At 63.5% G+C, this 14,978-nt stretch carries 9 protein-coding genes; 3 read left to right on the top strand and 6 right to left on the bottom strand.

The genetic code is table 11. The annotated features are described in order from the left end of the window. Positions 1-381 precede the first annotated feature (381 nt). The 3 genes from glmS to surE all read right to left on the bottom strand — a co-directional run bounded on the left by glmS (position 382) and on the right by surE (position 3,563). Positions 382-2,217: a glutamine--fructose-6-phosphate transaminase (isomerizing) gene (glmS, locus tag PLJ71_16990; protein ID HQM50387.1), complete on the bottom strand. Its 1,836-nt coding sequence runs from the start codon at positions 2,215-2,217 to the stop codon at positions 382-384. Between the two features lie 81 nt (positions 2,218-2,298). Next, entirely contained in the window at positions 2,299-2,811 is a 513-nt protein-coding gene (locus PLJ71_16985) for a small multi-drug export protein (protein HQM50386.1), read from the bottom strand. Next, the gene (surE, locus tag PLJ71_16980; protein HQM50385.1) at positions 2,808-3,563 is read right to left on the bottom strand and encodes a 5'/3'-nucleotidase SurE; all 756 of its coding nucleotides are present in this window, start codon (positions 3,561-3,563) and stop codon (positions 2,808-2,810) included. Before surE ends, PLJ71_16985 begins: the two co-directional genes overlap by 4 nt. Before the next feature lie 487 nt (positions 3,564-4,050). Between surE and PLJ71_16975 the strand changes: the two genes are divergently transcribed. Continuing rightward, complete coding sequence (locus PLJ71_16975) at positions 4,051-7,488, top strand: hypothetical protein (protein HQM50384.1); 3,438 nt, start codon at positions 4,051-4,053, stop codon at positions 7,486-7,488. Positions 7,489-7,543: 55 nt separating this feature from the next. Further along, positions 7,544-8,050 carry a methylated-DNA--[protein]-cysteine S-methyltransferase gene (locus PLJ71_16970; GenBank protein ID HQM50383.1) on the top strand — a complete coding sequence of 169 codons (507 nt, stop codon included), beginning with the start codon at positions 7,544-7,546 and terminating at the stop codon, positions 8,048-8,050. A 6-nt stretch (positions 8,051-8,056) separates the two neighbouring features. Here PLJ71_16970 and PLJ71_16965 read toward each other — a convergent pair whose 3' ends face one another. Beyond that, on the bottom strand, positions 8,057-8,803 hold the full coding sequence (locus tag PLJ71_16965) for a DUF1638 domain-containing protein (protein ID HQM50382.1): 747 nt from the start codon (positions 8,801-8,803) through the stop codon (positions 8,057-8,059). 265 nt (positions 8,804-9,068) lie between these two features. Between PLJ71_16965 and PLJ71_16960 the strand changes: the two genes are divergently transcribed. Beyond that, entirely contained in the window at positions 9,069-12,728 is a 3,660-nt protein-coding gene (locus tag PLJ71_16960) for a hypothetical protein (GenBank protein HQM50381.1), read from the top strand. 9 nt (positions 12,729-12,737) lie between these two features. Here PLJ71_16960 and PLJ71_16955 read toward each other — a convergent pair whose 3' ends face one another. Then, entirely contained in the window at positions 12,738-13,175 is a 438-nt protein-coding gene (locus PLJ71_16955; protein ID HQM50380.1) for a hypothetical protein, read from the bottom strand. A 316-nt stretch (positions 13,176-13,491) separates the two neighbouring features. After that, on the bottom strand, positions 13,492-14,970 hold the full coding sequence (locus tag PLJ71_16950) for an HIRAN domain-containing protein (protein HQM50379.1): 1,479 nt from the start codon (positions 14,968-14,970) through the stop codon (positions 13,492-13,494). Positions 14,971-14,978: the final 8 nt, after the last annotated feature.

Raw genomic sequence — 14,978 nt, 5'->3', positions numbered from 1 at the left:
GAACGGGCGGAAGCTGGCTGTGGCGGGGTCTCCCGACCCGGCCACTCCTGCGACCTCCGCTGTGGCGGGGTCTCCTGACCCAGCCACTCGTGCGACCGGCAGGTCTCCAATCTAAAGAACGCAGGCAAGGGACGTATGTGCTTGAAGGCGTCATGAGCATCTTGCTCATGATTCATGTGACTGCGGTGAGGAGAAGCTTCTGCCGCCCCTGCGGGGCTGGAGAGGGGGATGGCTCGCTATCCCCAGGGCTGAGCCACGCGAAACGCGTGGCTGGCCGTCTTCAAGCACGGGGCGGAAACCTTCCCTCTGTTTCCGAAAACAACCGGGCCGGCGCCCTCGCTCGGGACGCCGGCCCGGGATTTGAGATGCGGGTTGCAGCGGCTATTCCACGGTCACGCTCTTCGCGAGGTTGCGGGGCTGGTCAACGTCGCAGCCGCGGTTGGCGGCGATGTAGTAGGCCAGCAACTGGAGTGGGACGGCCACCAGGATGGGGCTGAAAGGCTCATAGCACTCGGGCACCCAGAGGATGTCGTCGCTGTGGACCTTGATGTCTTCGTCGCCGATGGTGGCGACGTTGAGGCAGATGCCGCTCCGGGCGCGGATTTCCTGGATGTTCGACACGGTCTTGTCGTAGGTATCGCCCTTGACCGCGACGCTGATGACGGGCAGCTTGTTGGTTACGAGGGCGATGGGACCGTGTTTCATTTCGCCGGAGGCGTAGCCTTCAGCGTGGATATAGCTGATCTCCTTCAGCTTGAGCGCGCCCTCGAGCGCACTGGGGTAGTTGTAGCTGCGGCCCAGGAACAGCGCGTTATAGGTGTCGAGGTATTTGGGATTCTTGGCGCAGTTGATGATGTTTTCCTGGTTGTCGAGGATCCACTGGACCTTGTCGGGGATGGCGCGCAGTTCGGCGATCATCTTGCGGGCTTCTTGTTTTGAGATGCTGCCGCGGGTTTCACCCAGCCAGATGGTGAACAAGGCGAAGCACGTTACCTGCGAGGTGTAGGCCTTGGTCGAGGCCACGCCGATCTCGGGGCCCGCCTGCTGGTAAATGACGCCGTGGGATTCGCGCGCCACGCTCGAGCCGACCGCGTTCACGATGGACGCGACCTTTGCGCCCTTGCTCTTGGCGATGCGGATGGCTTCGAGGGTGTCCGCCGTTTCGCCGGACTGCGACACGGGGATCATGATGGTGTGTTCGGGGATGATGGGATCGCGGTAGCGGTACTCGGAGGCGATATCCAGCTCGACCGGCACGCGCGCGAATTTCTCGATGAGATACTTGCCGACCATGCCCGCATGCCATGCCGTGCCGCAGGCGACGATGTGGATCTGCTGGCAGGCCTTCAATTCCTCGACGGCGATGTTCATGTCCTTGAGCTGGACTTCCTCGGAGCGCTCGGTAACGCGGCCGCGCAGGGTGTTGCGGATTACGTCGGGCTGCTGGTTGATCTCCTTCAACATGAAGTGCGGAAAACCTTCTTTCTCGGCCGCCGCGTCGTCCCAGTCAACCTGTTTCACGTCGAGCGTGACGGGATTGCCCTTGAGATCCTCGATCTTGTACCCGTCGCGGCGGATTTCACAGACCTGGCCGTTATCGATGTAGAGCACCTTGCGGGTGTATTTCATGATGGCCGGCACGTCGGACGCGATGAACGCCTCGCCCTTGCCGAGTCCCACAATCAGGGGGCTGCCGTGACGCGCGGCGACCAGCAGGTCCGGATGGTCTTTGCAGATGACGCCGATGGCATACGCGCCTTCGACGTCGTGCAGGGCGCGTTTCACGGCCTCGAACAGGTCGCCCTTGTAGTACTTGCGCACGAGGTGGGCGATGGTTTCGGTGTCGGTCTGGCTTCGGAACTCGACGCCCTCGGCCTGGAGTTTTTCGCGCAACTCCTGGTAATTCTCGATGATGCCGTTGTGCACCACGGCGATCTCCCTGGGGCCGTCGAAATGGGGGTGCGAATTGACCTCGCTGGGCACGCCGTGAGTGGCCCATCGCGTGTGGCCGATCCCGATGGGCGCTTCCAGCGGGGTCTCTTCCAGTTTCGCATCGAGCACCTTCAATTTCCCCAGACTCTTGATGCATTCGAGCTTGCCGTTTTTAACGACGGCCACGCCGGCGGAGTCGTACCCGCGGTATTCAAGCCGGTGCAGGCCGCTCATGATGATCTCGGTCGCCTGCTTATCTCCGATGTACCCCACTATTCCACACATTGGTCTCGTTACTCCTTTTCTGACTCTACGGTTAATCGCGCGCCCCAAGGCGCCGAACAAAAGTACTTGACCGGCCGGGGTTCATCCCAGACCGAACAGCTGCACAAACAGTTCCCGTGCGAAGATCGCCAACACGGACATGACCACTCCGGCGATGCACACGCCGCAGAAACATGCGAAGAACGTCTTGTACCACTTTAACCCGAACAAATGGCCCGCCATGGCGCCCGTCCACGCGCCGGTCATCGGCAGGGGAATCGCCACAAAAACCGTTAAACCCCAGAACTCGTACTTTTCGATATTCTTGCCTTTCCGACGCGTGCGGGCGAACAACCATTCAACAAACCGTTCGCCACGTTCCCATTTCCGCACGAAATCCGTGATCGGCTGCAGCAAGAAGATGATAAACGGGATGGGAAGCATGTTCCCGAACACCGCAAGCGGATACGCCTGCCACAACGGTAACGGCTCTTTCCACAAAATCGCCACCGGCAACGCGCCGCGCAATTCCAGAATGGGCAGCGTGGCCAGGAACACGGTCGCTACCGGCAGCGAAAACTGGCTGGTGAAAAACTCGACAAGTTGCTCTTTCACAGCGCGACATCCCATCCGGCCAAGGCGGCGATCGCGCCCTGGTTCGTTACGTCCCGGTGTATCGGCGTCACACTTACCCGGACCTCTTCAATCGCCTCGAAATCCGTGCCGCGTGCCGCTACGTGGCTTGGCTCGGCGCCGCCAATCCAGTAATACACGCCGCCGCGGGGGTCCATGCGGCGAATGATCTCGTCCTTATAATCGCGGCGTCCCAGCCGAGTGACCGACAGGCCCCGCAATTCCTCGTATGGCACATCCGGCACGTTTACGTTCAACACCGTGTCTTGCGGCAACCCGCGTTCGAGGCAGTACTGCGCGATTCTCGCAGCGACCCGGGCTGCCGTGTCCGCATGCTTCGGATTGTACGACACATCTGATACCGCGAACGACGCAACGCCCAACAACATGCCCTCGCGCGCCCCGGCCACGGTTCCCGAGTACGTGACGTCGTCTCCCAGGTTGGCGCCCGGGTTAATGCCTGAAACCACCAGTTGCGGGCGCCGGTTCAGCAAGTTCCGGACGGCAAGCATGACACAATCGGCCGGCGTTCCGTCTACCATGAACCATTGCGGCCGCACTTCCGCCACGCGAAGCGGGCGATGCAGCGACACGCCATGGCTGACGGCGCTCTGTTCACGGTCGGGGGCGTAGACCCACACGTCGCCCCGTTCCCGGAGTGCCTCGGCCAGCATTTGCAACCCCGGCGCTTGAATACCGTCGTCGTTTGTTACCAGTATCAGGGGTTTGCTCATGGCCGCTCGCCAACGCCCGGTTGCGGGCTTCTACCTCTGTTTGCTCTCGGCAGTTGCGCTGTTTGCTGCCACAATCGAACTCGTCCAAGGGATCAGGGATACCCTTGCGCACGCCTCCGGAAGAATGCGGAACGAACAGAAAGGCAGGGCTCACCCTCTCGACTAAGCAAGCGCGCGAAGAGGTTACCACAGGTGCGCGCCGGCAATCAAACGGCGGAAGAATGCGGGGCTGGCGGGCCGGCGCTCCCGGATGCACTGTCCCCCGATGCATCTCCTTTGTGCCATCGGTCCCGTTGGTCCTATCCGGCCCTGCCCGGGCAGGCGTTTGCGCGTGGTCTGGATAAGCCGGTTCCCGGCGCCGCGCGACGTTTGATACACTATGGTGGCAATGAACCCGACACCACGAACAGCGTCCAGATGGGTCTGTATCCTGACTTTTGTGGCAGCCGCCGGCATTTGCGCTACCGCTCCGTCGTTCGGAGCGCCGATGGCACCCGCGGCTGAATTGCCAAGGCTCGAACGGCCCACTACGGTGCGCTGGGGACATCCCCTCGGCGCCAAACCTCTTGGCGTGCTCTTTGTGCTTCCGCGCATCGCGCAACGGGATGCCATGGAATTGGCGGTGCGCTTAGATATGGATTATGAGGCGGTGTTTCTGGACCCGCCGCCGGCAGATTCCGCGGCGGGAGACCGGTTTGAGGGTCTGCGAAAATGTCTTGAACGCCGCCGCGACCTCATTATTCTGGCCAATGTGGACGTCGCGTCATTGCCGGAGGCGGTTTTCGCGCGCATCGAGGAAATGGTGCGCGGGGGCGCGGGGCTTCTCCTCGCCAACCACCGGCGCAACGTGCCCGACTGGTTTAATGACTTCCTGCAAGAACTTGCTCCGGTTGAGTCCGCCTCGCCCATCACGCGCGGCATTGCCGAGGGGCTTACTCCCGAGTGGCGCGGCGGGCTCGATTTCGTGCAGGCGTCCACGTACGGCAGCGGCCGGGTCGTTCAACTGAATTATCCCGGGACGGGTCCCTTCTATCACGCGTTGCTGCCCGAGCTGATCTATCCCGAGCAGGCGGACTGGACGCATTACGAGACCTATTGGTCTCTGGTCGCGAAAGCGGCATTGTGGGCGGCGCAGCGCGAACCTTCGCAATGGATCGACCGGATCCTGGAGGCGGCGGTGCGGGAAGCGGGGTTCGAGGAGTTGCCGCCGGGAATGACCGAGGAGGAGATGCGCGAGTATGCGGCATCAACCGACACCCGGATGTTGCATGCATACCAGCTGCATCTCAACGCTCCGGCCAAGGAGACGTACGGGATAGTCGCGCAACTGCGCCAGCCCGGACGCCAGTGGCGCACCCAATTCCTCCAGCCTGAGGAGTCTCTCGAAGCCGGGGAAGAGAGCTTCCCGCTGGCTGTGCCCGCTATTCCGGGGGCTTTCTACCTGGACACGTGGCTGAAGGACGGGGACAAGACGGTGGACTGGCATTCGATTGCCGCGACCATAAGCGTGCGGCCCTTTTTCGACAGACTCCGCCCGGAGCAGGATGTCGTGCAGGCCAACGACACCATCCTCGTGACGTTAGAGCTGCTGCCTTCCCAGCGCACGGAAGACGGTCTCCGGCGCTGTGTTGTCGCGCTTCGGGCAACAGATCCCTATGGCAGGCGTGTAGGCTTCGGCACGCAGGAGGCGCCCGGCAAACGGCGGACATTTACGGCCCGGCTCGATGTGGCTGATCTGATCAGCAATCGCCTGGCGCTTGAATGCCTGGTCTTTTCGCAATCGCCTAAGAGTCCGCGGCCCGACGAGATTCAGCTTGTCAACGCGGGGGGGGCCAGAATCCCGCTTGGGGTGCGGTTGGCAGGGCCGGCGCAGGGCTTTGTTCTGGCCATCGCCAATCATACCAGCCAGGAATATGGCTTGAGGGCGTTCAACGAGCTGTTGGCGAAGGCGGGCGTGACCGCCATTGTGGTTCCCGCCCGGGAAGACGCCGCGCGTTTTGTGCCCGAGACCGGCCAGACCCCCATTTTTCAGTTGACGGAGTACTGGACTCCGCAAGGCATCGACGCGATCGCCAGCGAGGGAAACGTGCCTCAGGGAGCGCCGCCGCCGCCGGCCTTGGAGAAGGTTACCCAGGAAGTGCGCCGGCTGCGCCTTGGCGCGGCCGAAGGCTTTCTCCTGGGAGGAGCCAACGGGCTGAGCGAGACGTACGACGCGGTTCGTACGTCCCCTTCGGTCATGCAGGAGTTTCGCGCGGCGTTGTGGTCGGAATTCGGGGAACCCTCGGCGCTGGGGGGGCAATGGGCATCTCGTTTCCAAGCATGGGACGGCTTGACGCTCGAGACCATTCAGCAGGCGGCCGATGAAGGGTTCTTCGAGCCGTGGATGCGTTTTTGCCAACACGTTGATGCCGTGTTTCTGCGCCTCTATGGCATGGGGCGGGATGCCGTTCATGCGGCCGAGTCCGAGGCCTCCGCTGGTTTCAGCATGGCCGCGTCCCGGGAAGGGATCAGCCCGCTCTGGCGCGAGACGGCCGCGGCCATTGAATTTGTGGCGGCGCCACCGGACCCTGGGGTCATGGCCCGCGCCGCTGCCTACCGTGCGCCGGATGCGCGAACCGTTCTTCTCGTGCCCGGCGCGGCTACTCCTGAGCAAGGCCGGTGGTGGCCCTGGCACGCGGCGCTTCACCGGCATAGCGGGCTCTGGTGGAACCTCGACGAGGGTCCGGAAAGCGTACTTGACGCCGGTGGCGCGGTCGACCCGGTGTTTTCGGAGGTGATTGCGCAAACCAGGGCCGTTCGAGCAGGGTTCTCGGAACTGTTTCTCATGGCGTACCCTGCCGAGACGCCGATTGCCGTCTACGACAGCCGTCCGAGCGAACTGTTGCATGGCGCCACGGGCCAATCCGGGGCCTTCGCGGGAGCGTTGGTTCTTCTGAGAAGTCTCGGTCTTGCCGCTGCTCTCGTCCCCTCTGACGATGTCCGCGCGGAGGTCCTTGCCACTTACAAATGCCTTGTTCTCCCAGGCGTGGATGTTTTAAGCGATGCTGAAACCGCAGGGCTCCGCATGTTTGTGGAGTCGGGCGGCATGCTTCTGGCCGATACCCCGCCGGGAGCGTTTGATGTATCCGGCCGACCGCGCGAAAAACCGCCGCTGGACGACATGTTCACGCCGTTGCCGGCGCCGGGGAGCGAGGCAGCGCCTGATGCCGCGGCCGGGGCCCAGCCGCCTCCGCAGAAAAGCGCCCAGGCGTACATCCTGAATCAATCCTTCAGCGAGGATTTTCCAGAGGAAACCCGCACGCGGCTCCAAGACGCGCTGCGCCTTGCCGGAGCTGCCGAGATCTTCGAAATCAGCGGCAAAAGGCCCTTTGACGGTCAACGGTTCTGTTTTCGTTTTGGGAAGGCGAGGGTCTATGCCGCGCTGGTGCAGCCGGCATGCGCGAGGCGCTCTAAGTTCCGGCTCGGCATTCCAGACGAGGGCTATGTTTACGATATGCAGAAGGGTCTCGAGGTCCGCAGACCCAGGAACATGGGCTGGCGGGCGGACCCGGGCGGCGTTGCGCTGTTTTCGGTGCTGCCCTACCGCGTGACTGATGTTCAGGTGGCGGTGCCCAAGAGCGTCCCGCCCGGCCATCGCGTGACCGTTGGGCTCCGGATCCTGACCGCGGACCAGCCCCCCGGAGACCATCTTGTTCATGTGCAGTTGCGCCCGCTCGGGGGCACGCCGCTCTCCTACTACGACAAGACGGTTCTATGCGTAGAGGGCGAGGGTGAAACGTACATCCCCCTGGCGTTGAACGAAGCCCCGGGACTTTACAAGGTTATCGTGCGCGACGTGCTCACTGGCATGGTCTCGGAATGGCCCGTCGAGGTTTCCGGCGGCCACCCCGGCGCCATAACCGTGAGCGTCAAGTCCAAATCCTGATATCCTTGTTTACAGGCGAAAACATTCTGTGGGCCGCAGAGGAGAAAAGCCGGGAATGCAAAAACCAGAGCTTCAGACCGCGGATTTCTGCTTCGAGCACCCTTTGGGCGCCATATCGGGATGGTTCTCGAACAAGGGTCTTTGCTCGCTCGTATTGCCACGCTCCAAGAACCCCCCGCTTCACATCAAGGTGCTTCACTCGCCGGTGAACGATGGCCGTGTGCGCGCGCTCGGCGCGGCTCTCGAGCGGTATTTCTCAGGCCGACCCGAATCGTTCGACGATATCCCCCTGGACTTCGGCGAGTGCACCGCCTTTCAGCGGAACGTCTGGAATGCGCTTCGCGCCATTCCCTGGGGACACACGGTTACCTACGGCGATTTGTCGAAGGAACTGGGTTATGGCAGGCGGGCGTCCCGAGCGGTAGGACAGGCCGTCGGCCGGAACCCGTTGCTAATCGTGGTGCCTTGCCACCGCGTACTTGCATCCGACGGTCTTGGCGGCTTTGGCGCGGGGCTTGCCTGGAAGCGCGCGCTGTTGCGCCTCGAGGGTATCGAGGCGTAGGGCGGTTCACGTTTCCCCTGCCTCGGCCGCGATAACCTGATCCATGTCATAGATTCCTTTGATGCGGTGGCCGGGCGGAACGACGAGAAAATCCGCTTCCGGCCATTCGCCGGACAAAAGCATCTCGATGAGACGGAGGCTGCCGGGGATCTCGTTCAGGGGAAGATTGTTTGCGGCAGCCTCAGCGCGGATTTGGCTTAGTACCGTTTCGACGCGCGTCTCGGGCACGTCGATGAGGAACACGGCATCGGATTTGTGGGAGCCGCGCAACATATCGGCGACGTACTTGGCGTTTTCCTCGCCGTATTGCTCGACGAGGGCGCGGTAATCCATTCCGCCGGTGAGATAATCCCGTGTGCGTTCATCGGCTATCACGGTATCGCCGCGTTCGGAGTAGCCAACCGACGCCCATGTCTGGCTCGGGCACTGTCCGAAGTGCTCACTGAACGCCTGTTTCGAGCCCAGGAACAGAGTGGTGCAATCGTGCGCACGGGGCACGACCAAAGGCAGCTCGCGGGCCTGCAATCCCATGGTGGCGTTGCCGCAGAGCCCGTAGCCGAGCACCACGGCGTCGTAGTTCTGCTCCTCGGAGGCGATGCCGTCGATGATGGACTGGAGCCTGGCGCGCAGTTTGTCCGGCTCGTTGTGTTCGCCTTTTGGCAGAAACACGGGGTTGACCGTGTGAGGGCAGCGGGCGATGCAGTAAGAGGTCTCGCGGGTCAGCACGTCGCATGCGATTAGCTTGAAAACCAAGGGACGATCCTTTCGTGATAATGCTTTGCCCGGGCCTTGAGGACGGCTGGTTTGCCAGCCCGTTTTCCGCGATTCTAACACGGCAAAACAGGGAAGAGTCACCTGGCGATGCACTTCTGGCCGGGCAATACCGAACATTTCCTGGCGCGGCGTAGCCGCAACCAAGCCAAACTGCCCTTACCCTGCCGTCGAATTGATGCACGGGCGCTATCCGGTTATTCTGAGATTGCCGGGAGTCCTCCTCTGATAACGAAAGGAAATCGGAATGTTCACGACGCGCACGCCATGGCCTTCCGTGTGTATTCTGGCCGCGGGCTTTTTGCTGTCCCTTGCCGCCCGTGCAGTCCAACCCGAGGGCATCGTCTACGAGAGCGAGGCCATCGCCGCTCCCGAATCGGCGTGGACGCGGGACGAACGAGCCCCCGGCCGCTGGATGCTCTGGACCAAGGAGGAGGAAATCGACAAGAAGCGTTCCGGGGGGGCAGTGCTGGCAAGCCCCGCCGTTGCGCAGGATCGGGCGGCCCCGGAGGAGGGCGCGCCGCCCCTGCATTGCGTCGTCGACGGTCTCGAGCCGGGTACGTATCTCGTGTATATCAGCGATCCGGGAAAGCGTCCGCTGGCGTATTCGCCCGACGGAATCGACTGGACCAAGTATGAGGGCGGCGAGTTGAGCCTTGGGGCATGCGCGCTTCCTGAGGGCCGTTTCGAGTTCTGGATCGATGACCGGTTCGCCCATCCGGCGAGCAATCCTGGACCCGGCTATTTTGACTATGTCCGATTCGTGCCCGTGCCGGCATCGGCCTTGAATCTCACGCGCTTCGAATACTGGCGCGACATCACCACGCAGGTCTTGCAGGACGGGAACGGTTTCGTGATTGAGATCGACGCGTTCACGGACTTGCAGGGTTTCGAGGTATCCGGCGCGGAACTGCGCGGCGGCGAGCAGGCCGGACAATCCTTCGGCTGCGCGCTGGACCGCGACGGCACGTACTACCTCGCCCTCCATATGAACGACGATGAGGATGGCATCGAGCGGCTCTTGCTCGCTCTCAACGGACAGGAAACCGGTTGCATTGTGGGCGCGGGACCGGACGGGCAGTTTGTAGCCAGCTCGAACCAGCCCATCGCGCTGCACAAGGGCGATAAACTGACCTTTACGGCAGCCGCCCCCGTCGGGTACTACCGCGTGTACGGCCTCTATTTCTCCGAGCAGCCTATCCAACCGCCGCCGCCGCGCTTCGAGCATCTCGAGGCGTGGTCTCCAGCGCGGGGCAAGGCCGACCTGTGCTGGACCACCACCACCATTGTGAAAACGGGTGTTGTCGAGTACGGAGAGGGGAACTTCGCCGCCGTCACCGAGCCAACGGAATACGCCGGCCGGAATCACCGGGCGCCGCTCGAAGGGCTCGATCCCGCGAAGGAGTATCAAGCGCGGGTCCGCTCGGAGTATCTCGGCAAACCCCTGTTCTCCGATGTCGTGCGGTTTCGGCCGGCTCCGCCCCCGGCCCCGCCCACCGCAAATCTGACGGTGCCGTTGCGACTGGCTGAACCCGCGGATAAGGCCCGGACTAACTGGCCCGTTACCATGGGCCTGCCGTTTCCTCGGGGGACGGTCGTGGACCCTGCCCATCTGCGTTTGTTCGCGCCGGATGGGCGGGCCGTCGCACTGCAAGCCGACGAGTTTTCGCGCTGGCCGGACGGAAGCCTGAAATGGGCGCTCCTGTCGTTTCCTGGCGCGACCCAGACCGGTCCCGAGCCCGCCGAATACCGGCTCGAAGCGCGCGCTTCGTGGGATACCCCCGCGCCAACAATCGCGCCAGCGACATTGACCGAAACGGACGATGCGTGGCATCTGGGCAACGGCATGGTTGAACTCGAGGTGCGCAAGACGTCGCCCGCCAGCTCATGCGCCTATGCAATCGATCTGGACGGCGACGGAGCGATAAGCGCAAGCGAACGCGACGCCGCACGGGGCTCTGCTCTCCGTCTCCAGGTGGCTCTGCCGGACGGCAGCCAGCTTCTTTGCGGGCCACCGGACCGGGAGGGTCCCGTGGCTCAGATCTTGGGTCCTGTGCGAGCCCTGCTGCAATGGACCGGGCCGCTGGTGACCGGCGCGGGCGCAGACAGCGGCTGGCGCTATCTCATGCAGGCGAGGGTTGCGTCACAAAACCGCGAACTCGGGTTGAGCGTTGGGGTTTACAACGCGTCGCCGAACCCGGCGTTTCGTGAACTGGCGTCGGTTCAACTTGTGGCCGCGCTTCCCGGCGGCGCGATCACACAAGCGGCATTTGACGGAGCGCCACTGGCTCCGCTGACAGATAGCGGCATCTCCGTACGCCAACTGGAAGACCGCGCTTTCACCGTTTCGAGCGGCGCGGGCGAAACGGCTGGCGAACACGCGCGCGGGTTCGCGTCCGTAACCACCAGCGCCGCCGCCGTCGACGTGTTTGTGCCACATTTCTGGCAGACGTACCCGAAAGCGATCTCGATCGAGCCGCGGGCAGTGCGCGCGCATCTGTTGCCGCAATTGCCCCCGGACGCCTACGCGGGGGCGGAGTACGATCCCGTCTACTACAAACTCTTTGCCTGGTTCAAGAACGGCAACTACGTGTTCCGTGGCGGGCAGATGATGCGCCATGACGTGTCGCTGCGCTTCGGTGGCGCGGTCTCTGCCGATGCGGACGCCGAGACGCGGCTGACATGGGCCGAGCAGCCCCTGCTCGTCACGCCGCCGCCCGAATACTTGTGCGGTTCGGGCATCTTTGGCCGGCCGCTGTTTGCTCTCACGCCGGGTGTGTGGGACGAATACGAGGCCGTGTTCGACCAGAGCTTCGAGGCCAGTCTCGCCGACCGGGAGACCGAACGCACCTATGGATGGATGCATTTCGGCGACTGGTACGGCGAACGGTACTGCAACTATGGCAACAGCGAATACGACACAGCCTGGGCGCTCGGGCTGCAATGGGCACGGACCGGCCGCCGCGACATCTACGAGCGCGGTCTCGAGATGGCCCTCCATTACGGCGCCGTCGATACGCGCCACGGACCGTTCACGGCGAGCGAACGGTGCGTTGTGTGGGAACATTCGTTCAATCACGTCGGAACATCCATCCCCGTGGAAGAACTTCGCGTGCCCGCGAACGACGAGGGCATGCAGCAGTACATGAGCAGTTTCAAAGGAATGTTTCCCGGCGCGCGGGATGCCCAGGGGCACGTCTACGACCAGGGCGCGTGGCTCTACGCCGCATTGACGGGAGACCCTTTCCATCGGTATGTCGCCGAACATATCGCAGATACCCAGGCGCGCACACTGACGCCGTCGTTCGACTTCACGATCGAACGCTCCGGCGGGTGGCCCATCATCAATGCCGTCACGTCGTACAACTTCAGCGGCAATCCCTACTACCTCAACGCCGCCCGCATCATGGTCGAGCGCTGTTTCGAGCGCGAGGACCCCGTCAAGGGCGGATGGCCGCATTATCCCCCCGCCAATGAGACCGGCGGCGAGAAGGTGCTTGGCGGAAAAGCGTTCGCGGTCGGCATCCTCAGCCACGGACTGCTCCGCTACCTCGAGCAGGAAACCGGCGACTGCCAGGACCTGCGCGACATGCTTGTCCGCGCCGCCGATTGGCTCATGAACGAGTCATGGGTTCCCGGGAAAGGGTTTCGCTATATCACGAACGCCCCCAATTACCGGGATACCGGCAGCCGGGGCATTTCTTCCGCTCTGAATGCCGAAATCATCGCGTTCGCCTACGAGGAGACGGGCGATCCCAAGTACCGCGAGTTCTGGAAGGACATGATGCAGGGCGTTCTCGAGACCGAGAAGCACGGGATGGGCAAAGCCTTCACCCAGATCACCCGCCAGACCATCTACGGCCTCGATCGCGCCCGCAAAGCAGGCATCGCGGGGATGCCTGAGTAACAGCCAATTTTAGAAACGCGTTCCCGCGCCGCCGGTGCGGCCCATCCCTTTACCGCGCGGGCAGGAGGGTGGGGTAGACCCATCCCCGTCCGCCGCCCAGGCGTCGTCGCTCAACGGTTTCTTGGCCGCCTGGCTCGCCTCCGGGTGCCGGTAATACGCGGGTACCCTCAGTTCCACGGACGGATGCGGCTCGCCACCGAGCGCGGCGTCCGCCTGTCCCACAAGCGCCTGCCACGCGGCGTCCCGCACGGCTGTTTCCGGCCTGGTCAGGCACGCCGATAGCTGGTCCTGCGTGTGAAATCCGCCCGGATGCTCAAACGGTTCACCCGAAGGTTTCGGCGGCGTGGGCAGCGAACACCCCATCCCCCCGAACAACAAGACCGCGACCCCTGCCAGATACCGCTTCACGGCCAGACCCTCGCGCGGCACCCCGTCTCTTGACCCCAAATCCCGGCTCCGCCACGCCCCGCGACTCCCGCTCCGCTCCCCGCATTCTCGTACGGCCCGCGCGCCAATTCAACATTTCATGCCAACCGTGCTTTCTCTGTACCCCTGCGTGGCCAGGAACGTTGGATTTCCTATCCGCGGATGACACAGATAACACAGATTGAGAGGGGACGCGGAGGCCGCGCGGCCGGATTCGCCATTGCACGTTCCCCGACTTTCTTCTGTGTTCATCCGTGCCCATCCGTGGATGTATTTCTCACCTGTCCGTTCGCAATCTTGCGCTCTCTGTGCCCGCTGTGGTCAGGAATCCCGTGTCTCACGTTTCCACGGGGAATGCGGCGAGGTGGAGCAGGCGGCCGTCGTGGCACAGGCCCGTGCCGGAGAGTTTCCCGCCGCCCAACCCGACGCTGACGCCGAGTCCGCGCGTCTCGGTGAGGACCTCGAGGTTGCCGTGGACCCGGCCCAGGAACTCCTGCACGACGCGTTCGGGGGCGGGTTTCTCCGCGTTTTCGTTGTGGGCAAAGGTGAAAAAGCAGGCTTCGCTCAGCCGCGGCCACAGCCGCTGCATGGTGCGGTGCGAGTCGAACAGTTCGAGCAGGACCACTTCGCTGCCCCGTGCGAGGGCGACGCCGGCGGCGTCTTCGGGCAGCGCGAGGTTCTCGCGGTAGTCTTCGAGTTTGCCGCGGGATGCCTCGATGCCGTCGGTGAGCGAGGATGTGCGCGAATCGGCCTTGGCGAAACGCAGTTCTGTGGCGACGTCTTCCCATACGGCGCCCTGGTCGCCGGAGAAATCGCCGGACCGCGCCGCGCCGGCCCAGACCTGTTCGCATTTGCGGGCGCGCACCTTGGGGGTAGCGTAGTGCGTGGCGCGGAACCGCTCGCTGACCGTCGACCACCGCCCCTGCTCGACGCAGCTTACCGGGATGACGAGTTCCGAGTGCGCTGCGACGAGGATGGTGATGTTGATGACGCGGTTCTGTTTTGCGCCGGTGAGGATTTCGCCTTCGGGCAGCAGGAGCGGCAGTTCGCCCCGATTCTTGACCAGCACCTCGGGCACGCTGCCGTGCTCGGAGGTCTCGGTGACCTCGGCAGTACCGGCCTCGAGGGCTTCGTCGAGCAGCAGATACGCCCGCTCGTGGCCGTTCTCGAGATGGAGCGGGAACACCGTGGCGTTGCGGTAATGCAGTGCTTTGCCGATGCGCAGGCCGGCCAAGGCGGCCCGCGCGGCGTTTACCGCGCTTACGTCCGCATGGGCATCGAGGGAATCCGCGAACCCGGGCATGAGGGCGAGCAGCATGCGGGTTTCGGGCAGCACATCGCGCCGTGACAGTTCGCCCAGCCGCTGCGCGGTCTCGCGGATGATCGCCGGCCGGCGCCAGTCGTGCATGTTATTGTAGGCGTCGAGCACGACCCGGTGGAGGGCCTGGGCGAGCGTCTCGGGGTCGCGCGCTTCCTCGAGGAATGCCGCGTTCTTCGGGAAGACATACAGCGACAGGACCAGTTTCGTCACCCGGATCTGGGTCTCCGGTGATACCGCGATCGTCCCGTCGACGTAGACCAGGCCCTGGTCGATCAGGGGGGTCAGCCAGGCCGCGGTCTGGCGCGGCACATAGCCTATCTTCGCGAAGTCCTCGTTCTCGACACGGATGGCGTTGCGGTCGTGGGTGTTGTCCGGTTCGCGTTCGAAATGGACCTTGTCGCCCGCCTCGGCCGCGGCATCGCAGTATTGCGTGCCCGCCAGGGTTACCGTGATTTCCCCCAGCAATACTTCGTTCTCACTTGTCGTTTTTACCATGGCACTAC

The organism is Candidatus Hydrogenedentota bacterium (assembly GCA_035416745.1).
In the GTDB taxonomy this organism is placed as follows: domain Bacteria; phylum Hydrogenedentota; class Hydrogenedentia; order Hydrogenedentales; family SLHB01; genus UBA2224.
This window is presented reverse-complemented; position numbering and strand designations above follow the sequence as displayed.